The 26,324-nt window shown below is 60.8% G+C and carries 26 protein-coding genes; 18 read left to right on the top strand and 8 right to left on the bottom strand.

The features are described from left to right. Nucleotides 1-88 precede the first annotated feature (88 nt). From C6366_RS09855 to C6366_RS09890, 8 genes are all read right to left on the bottom strand, one after another. Nucleotides 89-1,102: a sigma-54-dependent Fis family transcriptional regulator gene (locus C6366_RS09855; RefSeq protein ID WP_107737493.1), complete on the bottom strand. Its 1,014-nt coding sequence runs from the start codon at nt 1,100-1,102 to the stop codon at nt 89-91. 481 nt (nt 1,103-1,583) lie between these two features. After that, on the bottom strand, nt 1,584-3,002 hold the full coding sequence (pyk, locus tag C6366_RS09860; RefSeq protein ID WP_107737496.1) for a pyruvate kinase: 1,419 nt from the start codon (nt 3,000-3,002) through the stop codon (nt 1,584-1,586). 59 nt (nt 3,003-3,061) lie between these two features. Further along, entirely contained in the window at nt 3,062-3,970 is a 909-nt protein-coding gene (locus C6366_RS09865) for a rhomboid family intramembrane serine protease (protein WP_107737498.1), read from the bottom strand. Next, entirely contained in the window at nt 3,963-4,343 is a 381-nt protein-coding gene (locus C6366_RS09870) for a flagellar basal body rod C-terminal domain-containing protein (RefSeq protein WP_107737500.1), read from the bottom strand. Before C6366_RS09870 ends, C6366_RS09865 begins: the two co-directional genes overlap by 8 nt. 290 nt (nt 4,344-4,633) lie before the next feature. Beyond that, nucleotides 4,634-5,425, bottom strand: a complete 792-nt coding sequence (gene folE2 / locus C6366_RS09875; protein WP_107737502.1) for a GTP cyclohydrolase FolE2 — start codon at nt 5,423-5,425, stop codon at nt 4,634-4,636. Nucleotides 5,426-5,436: 11 nt separating this feature from the next. Beyond that, nucleotides 5,437-5,856, bottom strand: coding sequence for a nickel-responsive transcriptional regulator NikR (gene nikR / locus C6366_RS09880; protein ID WP_107737504.1), 420 nt, complete (start codon nt 5,854-5,856; stop codon nt 5,437-5,439). Next, complete coding sequence (locus C6366_RS09885; protein WP_233248451.1) at nt 5,849-6,598, bottom strand: methyltransferase; 750 nt, start codon at nt 6,596-6,598, stop codon at nt 5,849-5,851. Before C6366_RS09885 ends, nikR begins: the two co-directional genes overlap by 8 nt. Beyond that, nucleotides 6,595-7,158 (bottom strand): hypothetical protein, encoded by a 564-nt coding sequence (locus C6366_RS09890; RefSeq protein ID WP_107737506.1) that lies wholly within the window; start codon nt 7,156-7,158, stop codon nt 6,595-6,597. Before C6366_RS09890 ends, C6366_RS09885 begins: the two co-directional genes overlap by 4 nt. A gap of 382 nt (nt 7,159-7,540) precedes the next feature. Between C6366_RS09890 and gap the strand changes: the two genes are divergently transcribed. The 18 genes from gap (at nt 7,541) to C6366_RS09980 (ending at nt 26,195) form a co-directional block, all read left to right on the top strand. After that, nucleotides 7,541-8,545, top strand: coding sequence for a type I glyceraldehyde-3-phosphate dehydrogenase (gene gap / locus C6366_RS09895; protein WP_107737508.1), 1,005 nt, complete (start codon nt 7,541-7,543; stop codon nt 8,543-8,545). A gap of 192 nt (nt 8,546-8,737) precedes the next feature. Further along, nucleotides 8,738-12,238, top strand: a complete 3,501-nt coding sequence (dnaE, locus tag C6366_RS09900; protein WP_107737509.1) for a DNA polymerase III subunit alpha — start codon at nt 8,738-8,740, stop codon at nt 12,236-12,238. A gap of 14 nt (nt 12,239-12,252) precedes the next feature. Beyond that, nucleotides 12,253-12,639, top strand: a complete 387-nt coding sequence (queD, locus tag C6366_RS09905) for a 6-carboxytetrahydropterin synthase QueD (protein WP_107737511.1) — start codon at nt 12,253-12,255, stop codon at nt 12,637-12,639. Between the two features lies 1 nt (nt 12,640). Continuing rightward, a complete protein-coding gene (gene dtd / locus C6366_RS09910) occupies nt 12,641-13,105 on the top strand; it encodes a D-aminoacyl-tRNA deacylase (protein ID WP_107737513.1) in 465 nt (154 codons plus the stop codon). Between the two features lie 51 nt (nt 13,106-13,156). Further along, nucleotides 13,157-14,320: a PP2C family protein-serine/threonine phosphatase gene (locus tag C6366_RS09915; RefSeq protein WP_158269729.1), complete on the top strand. Its 1,164-nt coding sequence runs from the start codon at nt 13,157-13,159 to the stop codon at nt 14,318-14,320. A gap of 57 nt (nt 14,321-14,377) precedes the next feature. Continuing rightward, entirely contained in the window at nt 14,378-14,725 is a 348-nt protein-coding gene (locus C6366_RS09920) for an STAS domain-containing protein (protein WP_107737517.1), read from the top strand. Nucleotides 14,726-14,764: 39 nt separating this feature from the next. Beyond that, the gene (locus C6366_RS09925; RefSeq protein WP_107737519.1) at nt 14,765-15,883 is read left to right on the top strand and encodes a FapA family protein; all 1,119 of its coding nucleotides are present in this window, start codon (nt 14,765-14,767) and stop codon (nt 15,881-15,883) included. A 4-nt stretch (nt 15,884-15,887) separates the two neighbouring features. Then, nucleotides 15,888-16,634 (top strand): motility protein A, encoded by a 747-nt coding sequence (locus C6366_RS09930; RefSeq protein ID WP_107737521.1) that lies wholly within the window; start codon nt 15,888-15,890, stop codon nt 16,632-16,634. A gap of 45 nt (nt 16,635-16,679) precedes the next feature. Continuing rightward, on the top strand, nt 16,680-17,408 hold the full coding sequence (locus tag C6366_RS09935) for a flagellar motor protein MotB (protein WP_107737523.1): 729 nt from the start codon (nt 16,680-16,682) through the stop codon (nt 17,406-17,408). Between the two features lie 7 nt (nt 17,409-17,415). Continuing rightward, nucleotides 17,416-19,209 carry a glycosyltransferase gene (locus C6366_RS09940; RefSeq protein ID WP_107737524.1) on the top strand — a complete coding sequence of 598 codons (1,794 nt, stop codon included), beginning with the start codon at nt 17,416-17,418 and terminating at the stop codon, nt 19,207-19,209. Beyond that, complete coding sequence (locus tag C6366_RS09945; protein ID WP_107737526.1) at nt 19,209-20,651, top strand: glycosyltransferase family 9 protein; 1,443 nt, start codon at nt 19,209-19,211, stop codon at nt 20,649-20,651. The genes C6366_RS09940 and C6366_RS09945 overlap by 1 nt, the downstream gene beginning before the upstream one ends. Beyond that, nucleotides 20,648-22,624, top strand: a complete 1,977-nt coding sequence (locus C6366_RS09950) for a lytic transglycosylase domain-containing protein (RefSeq protein WP_107737528.1) — start codon at nt 20,648-20,650, stop codon at nt 22,622-22,624. Before C6366_RS09945 ends, C6366_RS09950 begins: the two co-directional genes overlap by 4 nt. A 42-nt stretch (nt 22,625-22,666) precedes the next feature. Beyond that, nucleotides 22,667-22,981, top strand: coding sequence for a hypothetical protein (locus tag C6366_RS09955; protein WP_107737531.1), 315 nt, complete (start codon nt 22,667-22,669; stop codon nt 22,979-22,981). A gap of 126 nt (nt 22,982-23,107) precedes the next feature. Next, complete coding sequence (locus C6366_RS09960) at nt 23,108-23,386, top strand: DUF1778 domain-containing protein (RefSeq protein ID WP_107737532.1); 279 nt, start codon at nt 23,108-23,110, stop codon at nt 23,384-23,386. After that, complete coding sequence (locus tag C6366_RS09965; protein WP_107737534.1) at nt 23,383-23,910, top strand: GNAT family N-acetyltransferase; 528 nt, start codon at nt 23,383-23,385, stop codon at nt 23,908-23,910. Before C6366_RS09960 ends, C6366_RS09965 begins: the two co-directional genes overlap by 4 nt. Nucleotides 23,911-24,259: 349 nt before the next feature. Then, nucleotides 24,260-25,255 carry an NAD(P)H-dependent glycerol-3-phosphate dehydrogenase gene (locus C6366_RS09970; RefSeq protein ID WP_107737535.1) on the top strand — a complete coding sequence of 332 codons (996 nt, stop codon included), beginning with the start codon at nt 24,260-24,262 and terminating at the stop codon, nt 25,253-25,255. 64 nt (nt 25,256-25,319) lie between these two features. Next, nucleotides 25,320-25,805, top strand: a complete 486-nt coding sequence (locus tag C6366_RS09975; RefSeq protein ID WP_107737537.1) for an RT0821/Lpp0805 family surface protein — start codon at nt 25,320-25,322, stop codon at nt 25,803-25,805. A gap of 57 nt (nt 25,806-25,862) precedes the next feature. Then, nucleotides 25,863-26,195, top strand: coding sequence for a pentapeptide repeat-containing protein (locus C6366_RS09980; protein ID WP_107737539.1), 333 nt, complete (start codon nt 25,863-25,865; stop codon nt 26,193-26,195). Nucleotides 26,196-26,324 lie beyond the last annotated feature (129 nt).

Below are 26,324 nucleotides of genomic sequence, written 5' to 3' on the forward strand. Positions count from 1 at the left end.
ATGCTTGCCACATTATTTTTGAGCAGTTACGGAAGAAATAATCTCCTTCCTCAGCCAGGCAAGGTCGAGGCCGTCGTCGTGCTCGCGGTCAGCCGTTGGCGGCGTTACGCTTCTTGAGCTTTTCGATCAGCGTTGTCCGCTTGATTCCCAGCAGTTCCGCAGCCTGATTTTTGACGCCCCCGCACTCCTCCAGGGCTTCCTGGAGCAGGCGGTCTTCGATCTCGTCCATGAACTCCTTCAACCCTCTGCTCTGATCGCGTAAATCCACCAGGGTCGGCCAGGCAAAGCCCTCCAGGGCGAGTTTCGGCTTCCGCTTCGGGACCTCATGGCCCACGAACTTCAGGATTTTTTCGGGTAAATCCTCTGGAGCGACTTCACTGTTCTCGCACAAAATAGAAATGCGCTCCATAAAATTTTCCAGTTCCCGGACATTTCCAGGCCAAGGGTAGGCAATCAGAAAGTCCTGGGCCTGGGACGTCAAACGCAACACCTCGCGCTGTTTTTGCTCGCAGAACACGTTCAGAAAGTGCTGCCCCAGCAAGATGATGTCGTCGTAGCGTTCGCGTAGCGGGGGAAGATGGATAGGAATCACGTTCAGGCGATAGAACAGATCCTCCCGGAACCGCCCCTGGGCCACCTCCTGCTCCAAGTCCCGATTGGTGGCCGCGACGATGCGCACGTCCACCTTGGTGGTCACGGTCCCGCCAACCCGTTCAAATTCCTTTTCCTGGATCACTCGAAGGATCTTCACCTGTAGGGTCAGGTCCAGCTCCCCGATTTCATCCAGAAAAATCGTCCCACCGTCAGCTATTTCAAAGCGGCCGGCCCGGGAACGGATGGCGTGGGTGAAGGCGCCCTTCTCATGGCCGAAGAGTTCGGATTCGATCAGGTCCCTGGGAATGGCCCCGCAATTGATGGGCACGAAGGCCTTGCCTTTACGCTTGCTGTTGGCATGCAGGGCGCGCACCAGCAGCTCTTTTCCCGTCCCGGATTCACCGGTGACCAGTACAGTGCTGTCCGTGGGCGAGACTTTGCCCAGCACGGCGAACACCTGCCGCAGACTGGGGCTCTCCCCGATGATTCCGGTCCGATCAACGCCCATGGCGACATGCTCCTGAATGCTCTACTGAAAAGATGCTGGAAAAACGGCCCTTCACCCAAAGCCTTAATACGTGTCAACATTCTGACACAAAGTCAAGCCTCTGAACGATTTTCAAGCCCGACAAAGAAGCACAATAGTAGTGCAGGCATCTTGCCTGTCTGCCCAGGTTTTTGGGGCTATTATGCCAATTCTAATTCAACAATGCGCTATTCTCATGAAATAATACAGTTATCTTGACAGACGTTGTTATCGGGGTCGGCGTCGGGATCGGTATTGGGATCGATACTGTTTGTTCGCCATTAACAATAATTCGATCCCGATACCGATTCCGACGCCGACAACGGCATTGCTCCGTGCTGAGTAGGCAGACAGGATGCCTGCCCTACTGAAAAGGGCTGCCCGGAGTTTTTGAGCAGTTACAAAAAATAAAACCCGCGCGCGGCGAACCGCGCGCGGGTTGAAAAACCGGCGAGAGTGTGCGCTATTTGGTGTAGATCTTGATCTGGTTGGTGGACAGTTCCTTTTGTCCCGGCGTTCTCTGCCCCGAGGTGATGATCACGTTGTCCCCGGGCTGGAACTCCGGATAGTCCTGCACGAAACTGGTGGCACGGGCCATGTGGCTTTCCAGCTCGGGCTTCACCAGCCGGGGATGGACTCCCCAGACGAAATTCAGGGCTCGCAGGGCCCGGTCGTCAGTGGTCAGGGCGTAGATGGGCCGGGCTGGTCGACGGCTGGAAATCAGTCGGGCGGTGGTGCCGGTGGAGGAATGGCAGACCAGGGCCTTGCTCTCGGCGTTGTCCGCCAGTAGGCAGGCGGCATAAGCGAGGTACTTGCCGGGATTTTTTTCCTTCCTGGGGAAGTACGGCTCGCCCAAACGCTCCAGATAATAGGCTTCGGCGTCCCTGGCGATGTCGTGCATGTAGCGCACAGCCTCCACCGGATTGTTGCCCACCGCGGTCTCCTCGGACAGCATCACGCAATCCGCGCCGTCCAGAATGGCGTTGGCCACGTCCGTGCACTCGGCCCGGGTGGGAATGGGATTCGTGACCATGGACAAGAGCATCTGAGTGGCGACGATGGCCGGTTTCTGGGCATGGCGGCAGGCCCGGAGGATTCTTTTCTGGATGATCGGCAGAGCCGAAAGCGGACATTCCAGGCCGAGGTCGCCCCGGGCGACCATCACCCCGTCGGCCAGGGCCAGGATGGAATCCAGGTTGTCCACGGCGTTCTGGCGCTCCAGCTTGGCGATCACCGGGATCCACGCTCCCTGTTCGCGGATCACTTGCTGCAGGTCGGCCACATCCGAGGCTTCCTGCACGAAGGACAGGGCCACGGCGTCGATGCCGATCTCCAGGGCTTCGCGCACGTCCTTGCGGTCCTTGTCCGTCAACGCCTTGATCGAGAGGCTCTTGCCGGGAAAGGAAATTCCCTTGTGCGAGGTCAGATAGCCCCCGTTCTGGGCCTCCAGCTCGAAAAGTTCGTTCTCCTGAAGCACACGAGAGACGCGAAACTGGAGCATGCCGTCACTGAGGTTCACCGGCATGCCTACCTGAAGGCCTTGCAGCAGGGCCGGAATCTCCAGGCTGATATAGGGAGCGGAACCAGGGCGCTTAAGCTCCAGAGGCCCCAAAAGAACGTGGCCTCCCTTGTTCACTTGCAGAGGCGAACCATCCACGTCGCCGATGCGCACCTTGGGGCCGCACAGATCGGCCATGGCCGTCAACGGCATTTCCAGCTCCCCCTCCAGGCGGCGGATCATCTCCATGGCCGGAACGAAGAATTTGGCGTCGGCATGAGAGAAGTTCAGCCGAAAGATACGGACCCCATGTTGGACCATGGCCTTCATCACGTCGTAGTTCAACGAGGCCGGACCGAGTGTGGCGACAGTCTTGCAGTGCATTGCGATTCTCCTTTGTGGATCGAAACAAAAAAACACGGTTGTGTGGATCAGGCAAAAGCTCAGCCCCCTTCCAGGACCAGCCACCAGGACCCGGCTATCACCGCCAAGGCGGCCAGAAGCAGATGATTCTGACGAGTTTCGCTGACTTGGCACGGCCCCAACAGGGTATAGGCAATTCCCAGAACGAAACCCACCACGCAGCCCATCAGGTGAGCCCCAATGTCGGTCTGCACATCGCTGCCGAGCATGGCCAGCAGACCGAATGCCGCGCCGGCGGGGAGCAGCCAAGACCTGGCACCGGAATATTCCGTGCCCTCCACGGGAAACACCCGGACTCCGCCCAGCAGCCCCACGGCCGCGAAAACCGCCGTAGAGGCCCCGATGGAGAGAAAACCGGCCTGGTGCAGCCAGGCATTGAGCAGATTCCCGCCGGCCCCGGCCAGCACGATCAGCAGCCAAGCCGCGCCCACGCCCACTCTCCGGCACAGCAGCGTGCCGAAGACCGCGATGCCCAGCATGTTCCCAGCCAGATGGCGGGCGTCCGCGTGCAACGTCAACGCGGTCACCGTGCGCCAGTACTCGCCTTCGAGAATCCGGGCCGCGTGGGCTCCGGCCTCCATGATCATGGCTTCATGGGCCCCGTCGCGGGACGTGACCAAGTGGAAAACCAGCAGAAGCAGGGCCGCCGCCGCTCCGGTCAGGGTTCGCGGCGGCGGGGGGAGGGATGGGGCAGAACGTGGCCGGTGATCTTCCAGAAGGGGGTTTTCGAGATTGAACTCTTCGATTTCCGCCACGGCCTGGGAAGCGTCCCGTTCCAGGACTTCCAGGGTCCATCCCCACCCGGAACGGCGAAAACGGTAGGGAATGCCGACCGCGGCCAGAACCAAGGCGTATCGGTCCGCTTGGTGCGAAGTCAGATTGTCCCAGAGTGAGCGGGGCTCGTCCTGGGCGGAGAAGTCATCACGCACGCAGATCCAGGACGGTTCCGGTCATGTCGTCCCAGGCGCGGACCATGGCCACATTGGCTTCAAAGGCCCGTTCGTCCCGGATGGAGTTGACCATTTCCGTCACCAGTTCGGTGTTGCTGCCCTCGGTCAGCCCCCAGACCGTGGTCAGCACCCCGTCCTCGCCCACCTTTCCTTCAAGAGCGGGCATAAGCGGGCCGGGAGAGGTGTCTTGATCGATGCTTTGCGGCCGGACGCCGTAGCCATCCGGCCCGGTTTCCAAGGTCAACCGCGACGCCTTGAATTCCGGCGTGTTCATGTTAGCCACGTTGTTCGCCCCGATCTGGCGGGACAAACCAATGACCTGCATGGCTTGGATATTTGGAGATATCTTCATGTTCGGCTCCTTGTCCCGAGAGTTGGCGGTTCAGGGGCGGTGCCCTGCATACGCAAGGTTTGTGGGGGAAGCCTAGCCGAGTTGATCCTGTTTTTCAAATCCACGCGGGGACACCCCAAAGCAAATGTGTTCTCGACTTTCCGAAGTATCTTAATCCAATGGGTATCGAAATCGCAACCGAAATCGCAATTGAAATTCTGAACAGCCTCGAACAAACCAATCTCAAGGCATGACGGCTACAGGCATTGTGCGTGTCCGATTTCGATAGCCGATGGTGACTGTTCGGCCGGCTATCCCTTCCCCGCCTGGGCGAGAGACCGCTCTATCCGGGCGTAGGCACTGTGGTTGTGGATGGATTCCTGACTCTCTACTTCGACGCGGTACCACAAAAGTTTGTTCAGGCGTTCCAGGCCGCGGGAAACGGTGCGGACCACATCTTCCACGAAGCAGGGTTTCTCAAAAGCGTTGTCGATGATCCGTTTCTCATCCTCGCGCTTGAGCAGCGCGTAAACCGGAGAGGAGGCGGACTCCTGGGCCAGTTCAATCAGGTCTTCCAGCCAGATCAACCCCTTGTTCCGGGTCCGGATCCGGACCATGGCCCGCTGGCTGTGGGCGCCCCGGTCGCAAATGGCCAGGGAGCAGGGGCAGACGGTCATCACCGGAACCTCCACTTCAAGGCCGAACAACAGACGACCGTCCTGGTGTTCGCCGATCACCCGGCATTGATAATCCATCCGGGATCGGCTTCCGCTGACCGGCGCGGACCGTTCCAGAAAAAAGGGGAAATAAAAGCTGATCCAGGCCTTCCGGGCGTCCAGCCGGTTCTGGACGTCCCCCAGCAGGTGCTTCAAATTCGGATAGTCCAAAACGCCGGACCACGCCTGCAGGGCTTCCACGAACCGGCTCATGTGGGTGCCCTTGAAGCGGGCCGGCAAATCCACGCCCATTTCCACCTGGGCCACGGTGTGCTGCCGACCCTGGGCACGATCCAAAACCGCAAGCGGAAAGTGGACGTGCCGGATGCCGACCCGGTCGATGTCCACGGGAACCGTGGCGGGGGTGTTCTGGACGTCGTCGAGCATGCGGCCCGGTTCTACTCCAGGTTCTTGCCGGTGGTGGTCAGGTTCAAAGTGCCGTGCTTGACCCCCTTGGTGGCGGTCAGTTTCGCGCCCAAGTCGCGTAGCCGCTCGCCGGTGCCGCGCAGCACCAGAATTTCCATGCAGTTGTGGTGATCCAGGTGAACATGCTGAGAGGTCACGATGATGTCCAGGTAGTCGTGCTGCAGTTCGGTCAACTTCTGGGCCAAATCGCTTTGGTGGTGATCATACACCATGGTCAGCGTGCCCGCGGTTTCCCCGTCCAGATCCTCCCACTCCTTTTGAACCAGCATGTTGCGGATAAGGTCGCGGATGGCTTCGGACCGGGTCTGGTAGGATCGTTCATCGCACAGCTTGTCAAACTTCTCCAAAAGATCGGAATCCAATGAAACCCCAAATCGAATCGTCTTACCCATGCTCCACCTCGTTTTTTTGTGCTTCCCAGATATTGATGTTCACCGTGTACCCTTCGGTCGGCACCGCCTTGCGCGTGGCCCGACGCACCTCCCAGCCGTATTCCCGCAACAGTTCCCAGGCCCCGGAGGAGACGCTGCGCTCCGGTTCGGCCAGCCAAACGCGGCCGCCTGGGGCCAAGACATGTTCAAAAAGACGCATCAGGGGCTTTGCGAACCGCTTTTCATAAAATATATCCGCCCCCCAGATTAGGTCGAAACAGCGCGGTTTGAGTCCGGGCCACCGCCAGTCCATCTGGACCCAGAGCGGGGAGAAGCTCACTTCGTTTCCCTCGGTGTTCGCCCGGGCATAGTGCAGGGCATCCTGGATGTAGTCCAGCCCGACCACTCGCGCCCCGGCATCCGCTGCCACGCAGGCGCTCAGCCCCAGACCGCAGCCCACGTCCAGACAGGCCTTTCCCTGTATCCGGTCCCGGCACCGGTCCAGCCACTCCACCAGCAGCAAACTGGCCGGCCACAACTCCACCCAGTATGGAATTCGTTCGTCCGGCCCGAAATCCGCCTCGCCCATCTGTTGCCAAAGCGCTTCCAGGTCTCCGGGGCGATAAACGGCCCAGGACCGCTTCGCGACGTCGATCCGCAGACATTGCGCCTGGGCGATCAAGGCCGCATGGCGCGTCGGCGTGTCGCCGCGGACCGAAAACGGTACGGAGCAGGAATCCCCGGCAAAAGGCGCGGCGGTCACGAGGCGTCAGCTCCCTGCTTCGCCGGTATTTCCACGTCGCGCACGACGTCTTCGCCCTTGTTGGAGAGGATATACCCTTTCTCCTTCCTGCCGGAAGAGTCGCCGGACGAAATTTTTAGAATATAGCCATGCAAATAGAGAAACTCCAAGTCATCCGCCCGACAAGCCGCCTCGGCCTCCTTGCGAGGGAAAATGCCGCCGGACTTGCGCAGCCTGCAATAATGATAGACGTCTCGAAGAATATCCACCTGATCGGGAGTCAGGCAGTGGCGTTCCGCGTAAAGCTGGATCGCCGCGTCCAGAGAGTCCAACCGGTACTTGGCCTCCAGCTTGCGCAAGGTCCACTCGCCCTTGCGCGTCAACTTGAACCCGCGCACCTCCCCGCCGCAGGGCATCATCAAGGCCACAGCCTCCACGTAGTCGTGATCCTGCAGGCCCCGCAACTCCTTTGGATCGTAGATCAAGGCGTCCTTGAGCGGCAGACATCCCCCCTTGGAACCGACCTTGGCCAGCACGTGGATGTCCTTAAGCATGTAAAACTGATTTTCCGTCACCTGCATGAATCATCCTCAAGAAGCCGATTCGCCGCGAAAGCCCCCCAGGGCAGATTTGCTCTAACTCGCCCGCTATTTGAATCGGTATCGAAATCGAAATCGTGATCGAAATCGAGGGTCATGTCCAAGAAAAATGACATAATCATCATGGGGCTACGCACAGCTCTTTCCAGTTCCTATTTCGATTTCGATTTCGATTTCGATCGCAATTTTGACTTTGATGCGAACAGTTATTCCCTGGCAAAAGACCCTCTCAGGGATGCAATATGATTTCTTTTTGCTTATCCTCAAAGCTTGGTATATATCTTCGGTGTCGGCTTCTGGCAATGGCCGCCGCGATCTTTTTTCATCAACATGTTGGTATTGTTTCAGAAAGGAGGAATATACGATGTCCGTACGCATAGGAATCAATGGTTTTGGACGCATCGGACGGTATGTGGTGCGGCTGTTGGCTGAAAACAAGGATCTGCAGCTGGTGACGGTCAATGCCCGAGCGGACAATAAGGCCCTGGCTCACCTGTTGAAGTACGACTCCGTCCACGGACGGTTCAACGGGAACCTGGAAGCCAACGATGACGGTTTCCTGATGAACGGAAAGCAAATCAAGATCACCCGCCACGGACCGGGGGAGTGGGCCTGGAAGAACCTGGGCGTGGACATTGTCCTGGAGACCACCGGCAAGTTCACCGACCGGGAAAGTTGCCAAAAACATCTGCAATGCGGGGCGAAAAAGGTGCTGATCAGCGCACCGGCCAAGGACCCGGATCTGACCGTGGTCATGGGAGTCAATGACGGGGCCTACGACCCCTTCACCCACCATATCTTGTCCAACGCATCCTGCACCACCAACTGCCTGGCCCCGACGGTCAAGGTGATCAGCGACGCTTTCGGCTTCGACTACGGGTTGATGACCACGGTCCACTCCTACACCATGAGCCAGCGCATCCTGGACGGCTCGCACAAGGACCCGCGCCGCGGCCGGGCCGCCTGCATGTCCATGCTGCCCACCACCACCGGCGCGGCACGGGCCGTGGCCGAAGTCCTGCCCGAAACCAAGGGCCGGCTGGACGGGATGGCCATCCGCGTACCCACGCCCAACGTCTCCATGATCGACCTCGTGGTCCACACCACCAAACCCACGGACAAGGACGCCATCAACGCCGCCTTCCGCCAGGCCGCCGAAGGCCCGCTGAAGGACATTCTCGGCTATACCGAGGAACCACTGGTTTCCGTGGACTACTACGGCAGTATCTTCGGCGGGGTAGTGGACGGCCCCTGCACCAGCGTGATGCGGGACAAGATGGCCAAGGTCATCGTCTGGTACGACAACGAGGCCGGATTCTGCAACCAACTGATACGCCTGACCACCAAGGTGGCCAAGTCTTTGGGATGAGTCCCCGCTCTCGAAATCCCCTCGGACCCAGGGGGCGAAAAAGGTGAAGGCCGAAAGATGAATGGAGCGGCACGGAGAAACAGCGGCACGGAGAAACCCGAACAGCGATATTCGCCGAATGCCAGGCCCCGACGTTCACGCCTTTCCACCCTCTGGCTCCTGAATTCTGACTTCTGACTTTACACCACCCCCATGCCCGACTTCGTTCACCTGCATTGCCACACCGAATACAGCCTGCTGGACGGCGCGATCCGGATCAAGGATCTTTGCGCCAAGGCCAAGGATTTCGGCATGAATTCCGTGGCCATCACGGACCACGGCAATCTTTACGGTGCGATTACGTTCTACAAGACGGCCAAATCCTTCGGGCTGAAGCCGATCATCGGCTGCGAGGTTTACGTGGCCCGGAACAATCGGCACGACCGGGACGCCCGGTCCGCGTCCCAGGCCGGATACCACTTGGTGCTCTTGGCCCAAAACAAGACCGGCTACCGCAACCTTATCCGTCTCGTGTCCATGGGGCACATGGAAGGCTTCCACTACAAGCCGCGGGTGGACAAGGAAATCCTGGCCCAGCACTCCGAAGGGCTGATCGCTCTCTCCGCCTGTCTCAAGGGCGAGGTGCCCTACAAGCTGACCCATGAGGGCTTCGACGTCGGACTGGAGACGGCCAGGTTCTACGCGGACCTGTTTCCTGGGCGCTTTTATCTGGAAATGCAGGCCAACGGCCTGGCCGACCAAGTGATTTTGAACGAGCGGCTGCAAGAACTGGCCGAAGTAACCAAGCTGCCCCTGGTGGCCACCAACGACTGCCACTACCTGACCGCCGAGGACGTCCAGGCCCACGACATCCTGCTCTGCATCCAGACCAACGCCTGCGAGACGAGCGAAAAACGGATGCGCTTCGACACCAAGGAGCTGTACTACCGCAGTCCCGAGGAAATGGAGGCCGCCTTTGGCCACTGCCCCCAGGCCCTGGCAGCCACGGCGGAAATCGCCGAAGCCTGCGACCTGGAGCTGACCTTCAACAAGCCCCATTTTCCAGCCTACAGCCTGCCCGAGGGCATGACCCTGGAAGAGGAACTGCGCCGGGCCGCCCGCCAGGGGCTGGATGAGCGGCTGGCCAAGATCCTGCCGGGAGCGGACCGCGAGGTCTACGACCGGCGGCTGGCCACGGAACTGGACGTGATCTGCTCTCAGGGCTTTGCCGGATATTTCCTCATCGTCCAGGACTTCATCAACTGGGCCAAATCCCGGAACATCCCCGTGGGGCCGGGCCGGGGTTCCGCCGCCGGCAGCCTCGTGGCCTACGCCCTGCGGATCACGGACCTGGACCCCATCCCCTACAACCTGCTTTTCGAGCGCTTCCTGAACGCCGAGCGGGTCAGTCTGCCGGATATCGACGTGGATTTCTGCTTTACCCGACGCGAAGAGGTGCTCAAGTACGTTTCGGAAAAGTACGGCCAGAACAACGTGGCCCAGATCATCACCTTCGGCCGGATGAAGGCCCGGGCCGCGGTGCGCGACGTGGGCCGGGCCCTGGGACTGAAACCCGCGGAAACGGACAAGATCGCCAAGCTGGTCCCCGGCTCCCTGGGCATGACCATCGCCAAGGCCCTGGAGCAGGAGCCGGACCTGAAAAAGCTGGCCGAGAGCGATCCCACAGTGGGCCGGTTGATCGACATCTCCCTGCGCTTGGAAGGGCTGGCCCGACACGCTTCCACCCACGCCGCTGGCGTGGTCCTCTCGGACCGGGCCATGGTGGAGCACGTTCCGTTGTGCCAGGGCAAGAAGAAGGAAACCGTCACCCAGTGGGATATGAAGTGCGTGGAGAGTGTGGGGCTGATCAAGTTCGATTTTCTGGGCTTGAAGACCCTCACCGTGATCCAGGACGCCGTGGACCTGATCCGCGAGGGCGGCAAGACCCCGCCGGACATGGCCCACCTGCCCCTGGACGACCTCGGGACGTTCAAGCTGCTCTGCGAAGGCCGGACCGAGGGCATCTTCCAGTTGGAAAGTTCGGGGATGCGCCGGGTGCTCATGGATCTGCGGCCGTCCTGCTTCGAGGACGTGATCGCCCTGCTGGCCCTGTACCGGCCGGGCCCGCTGGAAAGCGGCATGGTGACCACTTTCATCCGCTGCAAGCACGGCCAACTCCCGGTAGAATACCTGCTGCCCCAACTGGAGCCGATCCTCAAGGACACCTACGGAGTGATCCTCTACCAGGAACAGGTCATGAAAATCGCCTCGGACCTGGCGGCCTACTCCCTGGGCGAGGCGGACATCCTGCGCCGAGCCATGGGCAAGAAGGATCCCCAGGTCATGGCCCAGCAGCGTTCCCGGTTCATGCAGGGCGTTCGCGAGAACGGCCTTCCCGAGAACAAGGCCGCCCAGATTTTCGATCTGATGGAAAAATTCGCCGGGTACGGCTTCAACAAGTCCCACAGCGCGGCCTATGCCCTGATTTCCTACCAGACCGCCTATCTCAAGGCCCACTATCCCGTGGAATTCATGGCCGCGTTGATCAGCTCGGAAGTGGACAACGCGGACAAAATCCTTCGGTATCTCAACGACTGTGGAGAGATGGAAATCCCGATCCTGCCTCCGGACGTGAACCACAGCCAGGCCCGGTTCAGCGTCGAGGCGGACAAGATTCGCTTCGGCCTGTCCGGGGTCAAGAACGTGGGGGAGGAGGCTATCCGGGAAATCATCCAAGCGCGGGTCGAAGGTCCCTATCGCGGCATTTCCGATCTTTGCCAGCGGGTCAACACCCGCAAGGTGACCAAGCGAGTCCTTGAATATCTGATCAAGAGCGGCGCTTTCGACTCCATCCACCCCGGGCGGGCCAGAGTGTTGGCCGGAGTGGATACGGCCATGGCCACGGCGCAGAAGCGGGCCAAGGAAAAGAAGCGTTCGCAAATGTCCCTGTTCTCCTGTCTGCCCGGCGGGGAGAGCATGGCCCTGGAACTGGCCTGCGGGCTGGATCCAATGGGGGAAGGACCGGAACCGGAATGGAGCGACGAGGAAAAGTCCCGCTTTGAAAAGGAAGCTTTGGGATTTTTTCTGACCAGCAACCCATTGCGTCCGTTTCGCGAGGAAGCCCGTCGGCTGGGCGTACGTACGATCCAGGAATGTCAGGAACTGTCCAAAAAAACCGAGGTTCGCTTGGCCGTGCTGATCACCGGGATCAAGGAATTCCAGACCCGCAAGGGCGACAAGATGGCTTTTTGTCAGATCGAAGACCTCACCGGCATGGCCGAGGCCACGGTCTTCGCGGACGTCTACCTGCCGGCCAAGACGCTCTTTATAAGCGACCGCCCGCTACTGCTGGAAGCCCGGATCAGCGATTACGAGGGCCGGGGGGGGGATACGGCCTCGGAGAACGCCCCCCAACAGCTCAAGCTGGAGGTGCTGCGGGCCAGCTTCCTCGACGAGGCCTGTTCCCGCAACGACGAGCCGGTACATCTGCGCATCGGACGCGCCGACCTGGCCAAGGACGACCTCCTGGAATTGCACCGACTCTTCGAAAAACACCCAGGCCAGACACCGGTCCGGGTGGTCCTGGACCTGCCCGAGGGACGATGCACCCTGCAGCTCGGGCCAGGGCATCAGGTTTCTCCAAGTCCGCGGTTCTGGAGGGACGTGGCCGCCTGGCACGATGCCGGACCGACGGCGTCCTCACCATCAGCCTGAACGGGGAATCATCCATGTCCCGAGAAATCTGGCGACTGACCGTCTCCGACCACTTCAGTTCCGCCCACCAGTTGCGCCATTATCAGGGCAAGTGCGAATCCCTGCACGGCCACAATTTCGCGGTCCAGGTTCAGGTCCAAGGCCGCGACCTGGATCCGAAGCTGGGCATTTTGATAGATTTCCAGGAACTCAAAACACTGCTCAAACAGGTCCTGGCCGAACTGGATCACCGCAACCTGAACGAACTGCCAGAGTTCGCCGCGATCAACCCCTCCTCGGAGCACCTGGCCCGGTATATTTTTCAGCGTCTCGCGGCCTTGCTGCCCGGACCCGGGGTGACCATGCACGCCGTTTCCGTGGCCGAGGGCCCCACCGCCATCGCCACGTATTCAGAGGAATGACGTGCGACTGGTGGTCCAGCGGGTCACGTCCGCTTCGGTGACGGTGGAAGACGAACGGGTGGCGGCCATCGACCTGGGACTGCTGGTCCTGATCGGGTTCGGACGCGAAGACGAGGACGAGCCGACGCCTTCCCCTATGTTGGCCCGAATGGCCCGCAAACTGGTCCAGGTCCGGATCTTCCCCAACGAGGCCGGACGACTTGACCGGGACGTGGCGGATGTGGGAGGTCGAATCTTGGCCGTATCCCAGTTCACCTTGCACGCCGACTGCCGCAAGGGCCGGCGTCCCTCGCTCCACCCGGCCGCGGAGCCCCGTCGGGCCGAATCCTTGTTCACGGCCTTTGTTTCCGAACTGGAGTCCCTGCTGCCCAACCGGGTGGCCACCGGCCGCTTCGGCCGGGAAATGGATGTGCAACTGCGCAACTGGGGACCGGTCACCCTGATCTGGGACTCCCTGGACATTTAGCTGCTTGCATCCGAGAGTACCGTGACAACCCACCACCAGGACATGCACTCAATGCATCATGGCTTGCAACAGGGCGCGGACGCCCTGATCAGCGTGATGATCGTGGACGACTCCATGACGGTCCGCCACTACCTGGAACAGATCCTCCAGGACGAGTACCGGATCCGCTCCTGTCGCGACGGCGTGGAGGCCTTGGAAGCCTACGGGGAGGAGCGTCCGGAAATCTGCGTCTTGGACATGAACATGCCACGAATGGGCGGCCTGGAAGTGATTCGCCATGTTCGCCGGGAGTTCCGGGATCAGGACCTGTTCATACTGGTCCTGACCTCCGAGGACTCCCTGGAGCAAAAATCTGAAGCCCTGCACCAGGGCGCCAACGACTATCTGGTCAAACCCTTCGACACCCTGGAACTGCTGGCCAGGGTTCGCGTCGCCGAGCGCCAAGTCCGCCTGACCCGCAGCCTGCGCAAGGCCTATGGGACCATCTACCGGGAGATCGAGGAAATTGCCCGACTACAGCGCCGCCTCCTACCCACCGCCTCCCCCCACCACCCCGGAATCACGGTCCAGAGCCTGTATCTTCCTTCATCCCAGGCCAGCGGCGACTACTTCGACTATTTCTCCCTGCCCGACGGAGGGCTGCGGTTGGTCATGGCCGACGTCAGCGGACACGGCGCCAAGGCCGCGTTCATCATGTCCATGGTCAGGACCATGATCCGCTTTTCCGGCACCCCGGGCCAAAGCCTGGCCGGCCTGGTGGAACTGCTTAACGAACAGTTACTGCGGTTCACCGGAGAAGACGGCGACTTCGTCACCCTGTTCATCGCGGACATCCGCCCCGACCTTTCATCTCTGGAATATATAAACGCCGGACACGTTCCAGGCATGGTGCTTCGTCAAGGCACCGCTCCGGAACAGTTGCCGGCGAACATCCCCGCCCTGGGCGTTTTTCCGTGCGCCGGGCACCCGAAGACCGTCGAGTTGGCAGGCGAAACCGTGCTCTTTTTCTTTACCGACGGCTGCTACGAATGGGAAGTCGGGCCAGGAGAAATCTTTGGTCTGGAACGGTTCTTGGAACGGGCCGCTACGTTCGTCGCTCGCCCGGACTGCGTCCTCGACGATCTGTTTTCCGGTTTAGGGTGTTCCAGCGCTCCTCGGCTCAATGACGACGTCAGCGCCCTGCGGGTCGGATTGCGCGGGCCGGGCCCGCGGTGAGGTCCTCCGCGATCTCCCCGCCCTCTCACGTTCAGGCATTTTTCAACAGGAGAAGTCATGGCCGACATGCAACATGAAGCAATGGACAACTGGACCAAATTATCCTTGTCAGGAAATATCACCTACGAGGCGACCCAGACGATGAAGGCCCAGGCTGAAGCCATCCTGGCGGAAATGGGCGAGAACCCCTTTCTGGTCTGCGACGTTGGCCGTGTCACGTTCCTGGACAGCTCCGGGATCGGTTTTCTGGTTTTTCTGAACAATAAAGTCCGCCAGCAAGGCGGCTGCTTCTACCTGTATCAGCCCAACGACGTGGTCCTGAAAACCCTGGATTTGGTTCAACTCCTGGCCTTCTTCGAGCTGATCGAAAACGAATCCGCACTGATCACCTGCATTCCGGTGTAGACGGGACGCCTTTTCGCCTCACGGGCGAGAGGAGATGACATGCCGTTTTTCTTGAAACATCACTTTGACCCGGATTTCAACCATCTGGACATCAAGCCCAAAGTGCGAGGCAACGAACGGGTGGATCACCTGAACCGCGACTACGTCCAAAACGTGGTGATCGGGCAGATTCTGGCCGAGCTGATCCAGATAGCCGACGACGAAGCAGGCCGCCATGATCCCCGGTTCATTCTGGAACAGCCGGTTTTTCCCGTCGGCGCAAACACCGAGGTCGACCCTGGGAACGTTAACCTCCTGCTGGCCGCGGCCAACGGATACGTCTATTACGACCCGGACGAGCGGATCTCCGTTAAAACCCTGCTCAACGTCCGCCGGGACGTGGATTACGCCACGGGCAACATTTCCTTTGTCGGAGATGTGGTCGTGCATGGTTCGGTTCGATCCGGATTCAAGGTCAAGGGCCGGAACATCCTGGTCAAAGGGACGGTGGAGGCCGCGTCCCTTGATGCCTCCCAATCCATCCGGGTGGAAGCAGGCATCAAAGGGGACAAGCAGGCGGAATTGAAGGCCAAAAACAGCATCAAGGTCAAGTTTTGCGAAAACGCCCTGATCAGTGCCGGCAAAAACGTTCTGGTGGAAAGCGTCTGCCTGCACTGCAAGGTGCTGGCGGGCAACGCCCTGGCCGTTGGCGACAGGCTGATCGGGGGCGAAGTGGTCTGCGGGCGATTGGTCCGGGTCGGCGCCCAACTGGGAGGCGGGGTGAGCACCACGACCACCATCTCCCTGGGCTATGATCCGTTTTTAATGCAAAAAATCAACGACATGGAAAGCACGATCCGGACATTGAAAGCCCGTCGGGAATCCCTTGGCGCGCGGAACAAGCAAAGCCAGGCTGAAGCGAAGCTGATTGGGGAACTGGACCACAAACTGTCGGTCCTGGAAAAGCAGCGCTTCGCCTGTTCCGAACGCATCTCCGCCTCGGATCTGGCTTCTTGCGCGGTGATCGTGCCCGGACAGATCAGGCCGGGAGTGGAGCTCAGCATCGGCCAGGCATTTTTGCCCATCTCCGACTCTGTTTCCAACGTCAATCTGACCCTGCGCGACGGAGAAATCGAAGTGACGTCCCCGGCGGAACCCAAAAAAGAGAAGGCCTCCTAGAACTATGGACATCGGAACCCTGCTCGGCCTGATCAGCGGAGTGATCTTCGTCTTCATCGCCATCATGCTCGGCGGCGACTTCATGGGCTTCGTCAACGCCCCGTCGGCGCTGATCGTCATCGGCGGCACCGTGTCCGTGACCTTCATCATGTTTCCCATGAGCGTTGTACTTGGATCCTTCAAGGTGGCCTTGAAGGCCTTTTTCTCCAGAAGTCCCAACCCCAAACTCGTCATCGACGAGGTGGTTTCCCTGGCCAACCTGGCCCGCAAAGAAAGCCTGATCGCCCTGGAGCGGGCCACAATCTCGGACAGGTTCCTGAAAAAAGGCGTACTGCTGATTGCCGACGGCACTGAGGAGCGACTGGTCCGGACCATCCTGGAGACCGAGCTCAGCTTCACCCAGCAGCGCCACCGCCAGGGCCAGGGCGTGTTCAAGGGCATGGGCGCCATGGCTCCGGCTTTCGGGATGATCGGCACTCTGATCGGCTTGGTGAACATGCTCCAGGTCCTGGACGACCCCACGGCCATCGGCCCGGGCATGGCCCTGGCCTTGTTGACCACTCTTTACGGCGCCCTGTTGGCCAATCTGGCCTTCATTCCCATCTCCAAAAAGCTGGAGGAGCGCTCCCTGGAGGAATTCACGATCATGGAAATGACCATGGAAGGGGTGATGTCCATCCTGCGCGGTGAAAACCCTCGGCTGATCCAGGAAAAGCTGGAATCCTTCGTGCCTCCGGCTTTGCGCCAATAACCGGGACTCTTTCGCGACGTTTCACGTTTTCAAGACGCTGACGCCATGCCCAAGAACACCGCACAGCCCCAGCAAGATGAAGGCGCTCCCTTGTGGATGGTCACCTTCGCCGACCTGATGTCACTGTTGCTGACCTTCTTCATTCTGGTGCTCTCCTTCGCGAACATGGACATCGTCCGTTTCCGGGAGATGCTCGGCTCCATCCAGACCGCCTTCGGAGTCCAGGTCCAGCGCCGAGAGGCGGACTACGTGGCCTTTTCCCCCTCGGAGTTCGAGCGCAAGGATCTGGAACTCAGCCAACAAAACGAGGAAGTCCTGAACATGGTCGTCCAGTTGCGGACCATCATGCAGGACGACGAGGCCTTGCAAAAAAGCTCAGGGGTGGAGGCGGACGACGAGGGGCTGGTTTTGCGGGTGGACAGCGAGTCCATGTTCGACGTCGGCTCCGCCGTGCTCAAGCCCGAAGCCGTCCCGGCCCTGGAAGCGGCCATCAAGATTCTGCGCGACTACAACATGAACCTGGTCATCCGCGGCCACACCGATAATACGCCCGTCAGAACGGCGCAGTTCCCCTCCAACTGGGAACTTTCCTCGGCGAGAGCCACCGCTGCCCTGCGCTACATTCTGGAGCACGGCGGCTTTTCTCCCACCAGGATGCGGGCCGTGGGCTATGCGGACAGCCGGCCTCTGGTACCCAACAATTCGGAAGACAACCGGCGGAGAAATCGACGCGTCGAATTCTACTACCACTCCCCGGACGCTCAATCCTGGTGATCCATCCATGACCGACCTTCCTCAATCCGTGTCCGAGAGCAATGCAGTCGTTTCCAGACACGACACTCCCCCTGGTCCCGCCCTCTATCTGGCCGAGGCCGTCCCCGGCGACCCTGAAAAAAACTCCCCCTCATCGTTGGAGGACGTCCTGATCGTATTTGACTCTGGCCGGCGATGGCGGCTCTGGGGCCGCGACGGCAAGCGGCGGGAGGAGGACCTGGTCAAGAAAGTGCTGGATGTTTCGTCCCGCGGACTGCCGGTGCTGCTGGGCTGCGGTTTGGGCGTCGCGTTGCGGGAGCTGTTGCGAACCACTTCCGGCCCCGTGGCCGTGGTGGATAAGGAGAGGGCGATCCAGGCCGTGACCGGCTCCCGTGACTTGGCCGACGATCCACGGGTTCTCTGGGTGGACGCCTCAACTCCGGAAGAAGCCCTGGACGCCTTGACCCGCTGGCAGATGGACCATGGCGGATTGCCGTTGCGTCCGTTGCTCATGCCTCTGTACGCCCGCCTGGACCCGGAACATTACAAGGTCGTCTTGGCTCACTTGGAAGCCAGCTCCCGCTTCGACATCTGGGCCCGGGCCAGCTACCCCAAATGCCGCGCCTGGCCGCCCCGGGTCTTGCTGCTGACCAGCCAGTATTTTCTGCTGGGCGAGGTGATCGGGGCCTTCCAGCGCATGGACGTACCCCACCGGTTACTGGAGTTCACGCCCCGGGAAACCGGACGGACTGAATTCGTCCAGGATCTGCTCACCGCGATTCTGGAGTTCAAGCCGGACCTGGTCCTGACCATCAACCATCTGGGGGTGGACCGGGAAGGCGTACTCATGGAACTGCTGGAAAAATGCCGCCTGCCCCTGGCCTCCTGGTTCGTGGACAATCCGCACTTGGTGCTCTACGTCTACACCAACTTGGTCAGCCCTTGGGCCACGATCTTCAGCTGGGACGCGGACAACGTGGACTCGTTGCGGGCCATGGGTTTCGAGCACGTCCACTACTTGCCCCTGGGCACGGACATCCACCGGTTTCGTCCGCCATCCGGCTCCGCGAACCGCCCCGAGTCCTGTCCCGATTCCTGGCGGGCCCGGGTCTCCTTCGTGGGCAACTCCATGCTGGCCAAGGTGGCGGCCAGACTTAAGGCCGGACGCTTTCCCCGGCCCATGCTCCTGGCCTATCGCGAGGTGGCCCGATCCTTCGGGGATTCAGCGGACGACAGCGTCCGGGAGCACCTGCGGATCGTCTTCCCAGAGGTTTTCCAATGCTTCGATGCCCTGCCATCGGTGGAAGAACGGCTGGCCTTCGAAACCGCCGTGACCTGGGAGGCCACCCGCCTGTACCGCAACCGTTGCGTCCAGCGCATCCTGCCCTTTAAGCCGCTCATCGCCGGGGACAAATACTGGAAGATCGCCCTGCGCGGCCGACCTGAAGCATGGCGCTGGCACCCGGAACTGAGCTACTACTCGGATCTGCCCCGGTTCTACCCCTGCTCCGAAATCAACTTCAACTGCACCAGCATGCAGATGAAAGGCGCGGTGAATCAACGGGTCTTCGACGTTCCGGCCTGCGGCCAATTTCTGATCACGGACCAGCGCCGTCAGATGGACGAGCTGTTTGAGCCCGGCCGGGAGGTCGTGGCCTATTCAGACCCCGAGGAAATCCCGGACCTGATCGACTTCTATCTGCATCATCCCCTGGCCCGCGAGAAAATCGCCCGGGCCGCCCGAGAACGAGTGCTCCGGGAGCATACCTACGACCTGCGGATGACCTCCCTGCTCAAGACCATGCTCGCGGTTTACGGATAATGTCCGCGAAGCCGATCCTCATTCTCCAGATGCAGCGAATGGGGGACCTGATCTTGTCCTTCCCCCTGTTCTTGTGGTTGCAGCGGGAACATCCAGGCCATCCGATCTGGGTGGTGGGCGAGCCGCGCTTCTACGAGGCCTTGCTGCCCGTCAGTCCGGCGGCCACCTACTTTCCCTGGACCGCGACCGAGCAGATACGCCAAACCGCCTTCACCCTGTGCGTCAACCTCAGCCACGAGCGGGCCGCGGCGGCCCTGGCCGGCGAGGTCCGGGCCGAACGCCGCGTCGGTCCGGTGCAGTCCACCAGCGGCGTACGCCGTATTCATGGCCCATGGCACCTCTACCGGGCCGGACTGGTCCACGCCAACCGCCACAACCGCTTCCATTGGGCCGACCTGAACGCCCTGGACTGCGTTCCTCTGTCCCGGATCGCCGCTACCCGCTGGCCCGAACCCCGGACCTGTCTGGGAGACCGACGCCGTATAGGTCTGTTCCTGGGAGCCAGCGAACCGGCCAAAAGGCCGACCCCACGCTTCTGGGCCGACCTGGCTCGGGAACTGCTGCACCGGGATCTGCGGCCGATCCTCTTGGGCGGCCCCGCTGAACGGGACATGGCCGCGAAGGTCCAAAAACAGATCGGGCACAGCGTCCTCAACCTGGCCGACCGGCTGACCCTGGCCCAGCTCGCCGACCTCGGCCAGAGCCTGGAATTGCTCGTCACGCCGGACACCGGCCCGATGCATCTGGCCGCCTGGACCGGCCTGCGGGTTCTCAACCTGTCCCTGGGCCCGGTCAACCCCTGGGAAACCGGCCCTTACCAGCCCGGCCACCATGTACTTCAAGCCCGGATCAGCTGCGCGGGCTGCTGGGGTTGCACCCACCCCAAACATCCAGGGGCGCATCATGAAGCCCGCCACGCAACCCATAGATGCCACGACCATTTCCTGCCCCGCCGCGTGGCCCAACTGGTCCATGCCCTGGCCGATCCTGACGGCCGGGGCGAAGCCAGGCCGAGAACGGCGAACGGCAACCTGTTTTTGTCCGCCAAAACGCCCCAAGGCTTGTACCGCCTCAACCGCCTGCTCCCGGAAAGCGCCACGCGGTCGTCCCGGAACATGCTGGACGAATTCTGGTCGATGTTCTGGGGCAGTTCCTTCGGTCTGTGGGAACGGGACAAGCCCCTGGCGGCCTGGACCGACCTGACCCGCGCCTTCCCTGACCTGGCCGAAACCTTTATCCGCTTCCTGTTCGGCTTTCACCGCAAACTGCGGCAGGCCAGTGACGAGACGTTTTGGTCCCAAGGCCCTCCAATGCTGCGCCCGCTTTACAGCCAAGCCCACCTGATCTTGCAAAACGACGATTTTTCATGGAAAAGTGAACGACAAATCTTGACCATGACCGAGGAACTGCTCCGGATCGTGGCTGGGGAGAAAAACCTATGACGCTGAAAATTCGCCATGGAATCGGATATGCAGCCCTCTGCGGTTGCCTGCTGATCTGGACGGCGTTGATCGCCGCCGCCTCTCCGGCCGCCGACACCTTGGGCGAGCCCAAGCAGGTCACCCTGCCCATGACCCTCGACTATGCGCTGCTCAACGCCATGGTCCGGAACACGTTTCTGGAAGGGGGAGCCGTCGCGGGGGTGGATACGGAGAAAACACGCAAGACCTTATATTACGAGCAGGACGGCTGCCAGGGCGTCGTTGTTTCCGCTCCGCGCTTCCGGGAGGAAGGCGGCGTGTTGCTCATGGAAACGCAGGTTCATCTGCGCTACGGCCGGAGCATGGGCAGGTATTGCGTCCTGCCGCTGAGTTTCGACGGGGTGCTGGTCATGCATCAGCGCCCCTCGATCTCTCCCGAGGACTGGACCCTGCGTTTCAGACCGGTCAAATCCGAAATGCGCACCCCGGACGGTCAATCGGCCCGCTTGGCCTCCCTGGCATGGCGTTTGGTGGAGGACTACGTTCTGGGGGCATTGGCCGACGTCTCGGTGAACCTGGGCCCGCCCAAACAGCAGTTGCAAGACTTCCTTCCGCTGATGCTGGCGGACGCGGATCGGCCGCAAGTCCTTGAGATGCTGAACGGACTGCGTCCGAAAGACGTACTGATCCAGGCTCAAGGATTGCGCCTGGAGAACGTGATGACGATTTTCGACGAACTGTACCAGCCCGAACCGGAATGGCTGGAGCCATATCTGTCCCACGAGGAACTGGAACAGTTCATTGTCGCCTGGGAAGTCTGGGACGCTTTCCTGGTGCATCTGATCACGACCCTGGCGACCAGACAGCTTACGGACGACGAGCAAATGCTTCTGCTGGACGTTTTGCTGCGCATGCGCCATGAGTTCGCCCATCATCTCGAGGATCCCGTGGGTCAGGCCGACTTGGTCCGCGTCCAGTTCGTGGAGGCCTGGACCTGGCTCGGGCCGCTGTTTCGCGGCCACCTTCTGGATGCCGACAACGAATCCCTGCTGGGCTACCTGGCCTTTTTTTCGGCTTCCGACGCTCTCTTGGCCCTGGACAAGCTGGGTCCGACCCTGGGGCTGGAGATCAGCCGGGACGGGCTGATCCGTCTGGCCTGGCTGCTGGACGAGCAGGAGACCCTTTTGGAGTATGGCCCGGAATTGCTTCCGGAGTTGCGCCGCGTCTTAGGGTTGGACAGGGAGTTGGACAGGGGACTGGACAACGGGCTGGGCAACGAGGACTCCGGAAGGGAATCGACGCCGCCGGGTTCTCCGTGGTCCCGGAGCCTGAAATTTCTCCAGGACCATCTCGCGGCGTTTTTCATAGGCACCGCCCAGGCCGAGTTCCCTCCGGCCGAACTGGAGGCCGATCTTGCCCAGTGGATTTTCCGGGCGCGCGACCTGGAAACGTATATGGATCGAGTGACCAGGGTGCTCAGAGATCGCACAGGCGAGGTTCTGGACAAAACCGAACGGCCAGCCGGACACCGCGATTTTTTTCACGACCTGGTTCTGGCCACGGCTTGGCAGGAAAGCTGTTTCCGACAGTTCACGACATCCGGGGACCGAATCATGTACATCCGGTCCTACAACAACACCTCGGTGGGGATCATGCAGATCAACGAACGAGTCTGGCGCGGCCTCTACGACCAGACCCGTTTGCGCTGGGACATCGCCTACAACTCCCAGGTCGGGGCCGAAATCCTGGACCTCTACCACTCCAAATACGCCCGCCCCAGGATGCGCAAGGCTCCTGACGCGGCTTGGACCTTGGACCTCCAGGCCGGAATGCTCTACGCCATGTACAACGGAGGACCGGGACAGCTGGACCGATTTCTGACCCGCGCCCAAGAGAACAACCTGTTTCGCAGCGACCGCCTGTTCAGGGAAAAATGGGACTGGGTTCGCCAAGACGCCCTGGACAAGATTTCCATTTGCCTCATTGGCCCCTAACGGGCTGTTACATAATCCTCACCGACTCCTTCGCACGCTACCATGATCGACAAAAACTCGGCCGTATCCACCATCCTGGAGCGTCTGGAAAAACTGCCCTTGGGCCACTGCCTGGATATCCGGACCTACAAGCGCAATCGGCGGGTGCTTTTTCTACGGGTGGGCGAAAACGCCTGGGACGTCCTTCAGGATGGTTTCGGCAAGGGTCTTTTTGAAGACATTGCCCTGGAAAAAATGCGCAAGCTCCTCCAAACCCTGCTGCGCAAGGAATTTCCCCGCAGCACGAAAATCCGTCTATACGCCCTGGGGCCGTGCGATCCAAAAGAGACCTCGACCCAGGAACGCAAGGTGCTTTGAAGGCAAGGGCATTTGTGCAGTGGTCCGCCAAAATGCGGGGATCACTTGTAGAACCTTCGGTCGACCATTGACAAGGCGCAGTCGCCTCTGTACGCTTTGAATGCGCACACAATATAGGAGCCCCCCATGCCCCAAGCCGCCATTGAAAACAATTATCGAATGTCCTTGCGGATCGCCCCGGAAGAAAAAGCCCTGCTGATGCGGGCCGTGGCCATTCAAGGCACCAACTTGACCACTTTCGTCACCCGCACCTCGATCGAGGCGGCTCGGTCTATTGTCCAGCAAGCCGAACGGGTCTCCCTGACTCAGCGGGACAGCCTCCATGTCCTTGATGTGCTGGAAAATCCGCCAAAACCAACCAGCAGAATTCTGCGGGCCGCCGAAGCCCTGCCGGACTGGGCGTGAGCGTCCCGGCCTGGCATGAGCAGCCCATTGCCAGGGGGCATGACCGGGACAGCTTTGATTGCGGCGAGCCAGCGCTAAACGAGTTCCTCCAGCGTCATGCCCGCAAAAACCATGATCTGGGCGGGGCCAAAACATTTTTGGCGGTCAACGCGGCGGATGGCGCAACCATTCTTGGATTCTACAGCCTTGCTCCAGCCTCGCTGGCCTTTGCACGGACGCCGAAATTGATCAAACGTGGTTTGGCCCGTCATGAGGTGCCGGTCTTCAGGCTGGCCAGACTGGCCGTGGACCGTTCGGTCCAGGGCCGCGGTCTCGGAGGTCAACTGCTCCTGGCCGCCGGTCGGCGCTCCCTGCTGGCGGCATCCCAGGTCGGCGGCGTGGCATTGCTCATCGACGCCAAGAACGAACGTGCCGCACGGTGGTATACCGGTTACGGAGCCGTGCCCCTCCTGGACCAGCCCCTCTCCCTGCTCTTGCCGCTGAAGACAATCCAGGCGGCACTCAGCGTAACGAGCAGATTTTGATACCCGTACCGAGCTTCCCAACCGGTCACAGTTACTAGAAAAAAAATCTGACCTTGATCAAGGTTGCGGCCACGGGGAGTACGAAGACAGTTTTGAATTACCATATGTTTCGCCCTTTCAGGGCTTTTCTTGTTGTGTCGCCGCAGTCCCGGGACGTTGCCCTGGGCTATCGTATGCCGCCCCATTGGGCTTCAAGCAGGACCTGAGTGGGCGGCTCAAGCCCGCACTTGATTGAGTCAATGGCTTGGAGTAGACAAATTCATATTTCCTCTACGGGCCGCCATGGCCCTCTGAACGCGACCGATTCCCAACCCGGCGCATCAAACCACAGCACAACGGACTTCTGATCATGCAAACAGCGGTATTCGGCGGCGGCAGTTGGGGCACGACCCTGGCCAACCTTTTGGCGCACAAGCACGGCTCGGCTAGGCTCTGGGTCCGGGAAAAGGAACTGGCCTCCCTAATCCGCGCCAAGCGCCGCAACCCGTGGTACCTCCCTGATCTGGAATTGGCCCCCGGCCTCACCGCCAGTGACGACCTGGCCCAGGTCACGGAAGGCGCGGACTTCTTTCTTTTCGTCGTGCCCAGTCAATTTTACGGCGGGGTGCTCAAGACCGTGCGCGAGTTCCTCCCAAAAAAGCCGGTGGTCATCTCCGCCAGCAAGGGTATCGCCCTGGACACCCTGCGGACCATGTCCGAGGTGACGGAGGATGCCCTTATCGGCCTCAAGCCCGTTTTCGCCATGCTCTCCGGCCCCTCTTTCGCCAAGGAAGTCAGCCAGGGCATGCCCACGGCGGTCACCCTGGGCTGCAAGGACAAGACCGCGGCCACGTCCATCCAGGATCTGCTCTCCACGGACGCCTTCCGCGTCTACACCAACAAGGACGTTCGCGGCGTGGAACTAGGCGGGGCCTTGAAGAACATCATCGCCATCGCCGCCGGGATTTCCGACGGCCTCGGCTTCGGCACCAACGCCCGGGCCGCCCTGATCACCCGCGGCCTGGCCGAGATGTCCCGGCTGGGCGTGGCCATGGGTGCCCAGGCCCAAACCTTCATGGGCCTGGCTGGCATGGGGGATCTGGTATTGACCTGCACCGGGGATTTGTCCCGCAACCGCCAGGTCGGCCTGAAACTGGCCCAGGGCAACAAACTTTTGGATATCCTCGGGCAGATGAAAATGGTCGCCGAAGGCGTCAAGACCACAGAATCGGTGCACGCCCTTGGACGTCGGCACAAGGTCGACCTGCCCATCACCGAGCAGGTGTATCAGGTTCTTTACGAGGGCAAGGACCCGCGACAGGCCGTGCAGGAATTGATGCGGCGGGAACTGAAAAGCGAGCAATAGCCCGAGCATTCGTTCGGAGCCCGCTACCCGAGAAACCAGCAAACACGTTTTTTTGGAGGAACGCATGCACAAAAGATCGAGTCGGAAATCATTGGCCGTGGTGGCAATCCTGGCCCTGCTGGCCGCGGGCTGCGGCAGCACCCAGGGAGGCGGAGGACAAATCCATCAAATCGGCGGCGGGCTGCTCGGCGGAATCGGCGGCGGCATCGCCGGCGCGCAGATCGGCGCGGGCAGCGGGAGGGTCGCGGCGATCATCGGCGGGACCATCCTCGGCGCGGCCCTGGGCAGCTACGTGGGCGGCTACATGGACCGCATGGATCAGCAGCAGGTCAATCGCACCCTGGAAACCCAGCCCACGGGGCAAACCTCTCAGTGGCGCAACCCGGATACGGGCAACCAGTACCAAGTCACTCCCGTGAACACCTTTCAGCGCCCCGACGGCCAGTACTGCCGCGAATTCGTGACCCAGGTCGAAGTCGGCGGCAAGACGGAACAGGCCTACGGCACTGCCTGCCGCATGCCGGACGGTTCCTGGAAGGTCCAGTCGTAACCATTTGCTGATTCCGCCAATGCTTCCCTAATCCATGGTTCAACAAGGAGAGTCAAGATGATCCGATCAGTTATCCTGGCCTGCGGCCTACTTTTCCTGGCCGCTCCGGCCTGGGCCCAGCAAGTCATCGACGGATGCTCGATCCAGGCCTATACAAGGTGCCCTGAGGTTAATTTAAGCAATGCCAATCTGGAAGGTGTCAACTTGCAAGGCGCGTATCTGAAGGGGGCCAACCTGAAAGGTGCCAACCTAAAGAACGCCAAGCTTATTGACGTCTATTTCTATGAGGCTGACCTGAGCGGAGCTAACCTGACCGGCGCGGATTTGAGCAAGGCCATCTGGACCGATGGAAAGGTCTGCGCCTTCGGGTCCATCGGTCAATGCAATTAGCGCGCGGCGTTGCACCCTGAATAAACCACCGGCCAACTTCGTGAGCACGTTCCATAGAAACCTGTTCACGGCGAACAAAAACCCTCAGGCCGCCTCCCCCCGGGCGGCCTGAGACGTTTTCTCCCAGCC

The sequence above is a fragment of the Desulfonatronum sp. SC1 genome, assembly GCF_003046795.1.
In the GTDB taxonomy this organism is placed as follows: Bacteria; Desulfobacterota; Desulfovibrionia; order Desulfovibrionales; family Desulfonatronaceae; genus Desulfonatronum.

Coding starts and splice junctions, on each gene's coding strand:
- C6366_RS09970 (WP_107737535.1), top strand. CDS start 24,260: ATGCAAACAGCGGTATTCGGCGGCGGCAGTTGGGGCACGACCCTGGCC.
- C6366_RS09930 (WP_107737521.1), top strand. CDS start 15,888: ATGGACATCGGAACCCTGCTCGGCCTGATCAGCGGAGTGATCTTCGTC.
- C6366_RS09915 (WP_158269729.1), top strand. CDS start 13,157: ATGCATCATGGCTTGCAACAGGGCGCGGACGCCCTGATCAGCGTGATG.
- C6366_RS09870 (WP_107737500.1), bottom strand. CDS start 4,343: ATGAAGATATCTCCAAATATCCAAGCCATGCAGGTCATTGGTTTGTCC.
- queD (WP_107737511.1), top strand. CDS start 12,253: ATGTCCCGAGAAATCTGGCGACTGACCGTCTCCGACCACTTCAGTTCC.
- C6366_RS09980 (WP_107737539.1), top strand. CDS start 25,863: ATGATCCGATCAGTTATCCTGGCCTGCGGCCTACTTTTCCTGGCCGCT.
- C6366_RS09935 (WP_107737523.1), top strand. CDS start 16,680: ATGCCCAAGAACACCGCACAGCCCCAGCAAGATGAAGGCGCTCCCTTG.
- pyk (WP_107737496.1), bottom strand. CDS start 3,002: ATGCACTGCAAGACTGTCGCCACACTCGGTCCGGCCTCGTTGAACTAC.
- C6366_RS09920 (WP_107737517.1), top strand. CDS start 14,378: ATGGCCGACATGCAACATGAAGCAATGGACAACTGGACCAAATTATCC.
- nikR (WP_107737504.1), bottom strand. CDS start 5,856: ATGGGTAAGACGATTCGATTTGGGGTTTCATTGGATTCCGATCTTTTG.
- C6366_RS09975 (WP_107737537.1), top strand. CDS start 25,320: ATGCACAAAAGATCGAGTCGGAAATCATTGGCCGTGGTGGCAATCCTG.
- C6366_RS09945 (WP_107737526.1), top strand. CDS start 19,209: ATGTCCGCGAAGCCGATCCTCATTCTCCAGATGCAGCGAATGGGGGAC.
- gap (WP_107737508.1), top strand. CDS start 7,541: ATGTCCGTACGCATAGGAATCAATGGTTTTGGACGCATCGGACGGTAT.
- dnaE (WP_107737509.1), top strand. CDS start 8,738: ATGCCCGACTTCGTTCACCTGCATTGCCACACCGAATACAGCCTGCTG.
- C6366_RS09940 (WP_107737524.1), top strand. CDS start 17,416: ATGACCGACCTTCCTCAATCCGTGTCCGAGAGCAATGCAGTCGTTTCC.
- folE2 (WP_107737502.1), bottom strand. CDS start 5,425: ATGCTCGACGACGTCCAGAACACCCCCGCCACGGTTCCCGTGGACATC.
- C6366_RS09925 (WP_107737519.1), top strand. CDS start 14,765: ATGCCGTTTTTCTTGAAACATCACTTTGACCCGGATTTCAACCATCTG.
- C6366_RS09890 (WP_107737506.1), bottom strand. CDS start 7,158: ATGCAGGTGACGGAAAATCAGTTTTACATGCTTAAGGACATCCACGTG.
- C6366_RS09955 (WP_107737531.1), top strand. CDS start 22,667: ATGATCGACAAAAACTCGGCCGTATCCACCATCCTGGAGCGTCTGGAA.
- C6366_RS09960 (WP_107737532.1), top strand. CDS start 23,108: ATGCCCCAAGCCGCCATTGAAAACAATTATCGAATGTCCTTGCGGATC.
- C6366_RS09855 (WP_107737493.1), bottom strand. CDS start 1,102: ATGGGCGTTGATCGGACCGGAATCATCGGGGAGAGCCCCAGTCTGCGG.
- C6366_RS09950 (WP_107737528.1), top strand. CDS start 20,648: ATGACGCTGAAAATTCGCCATGGAATCGGATATGCAGCCCTCTGCGGT.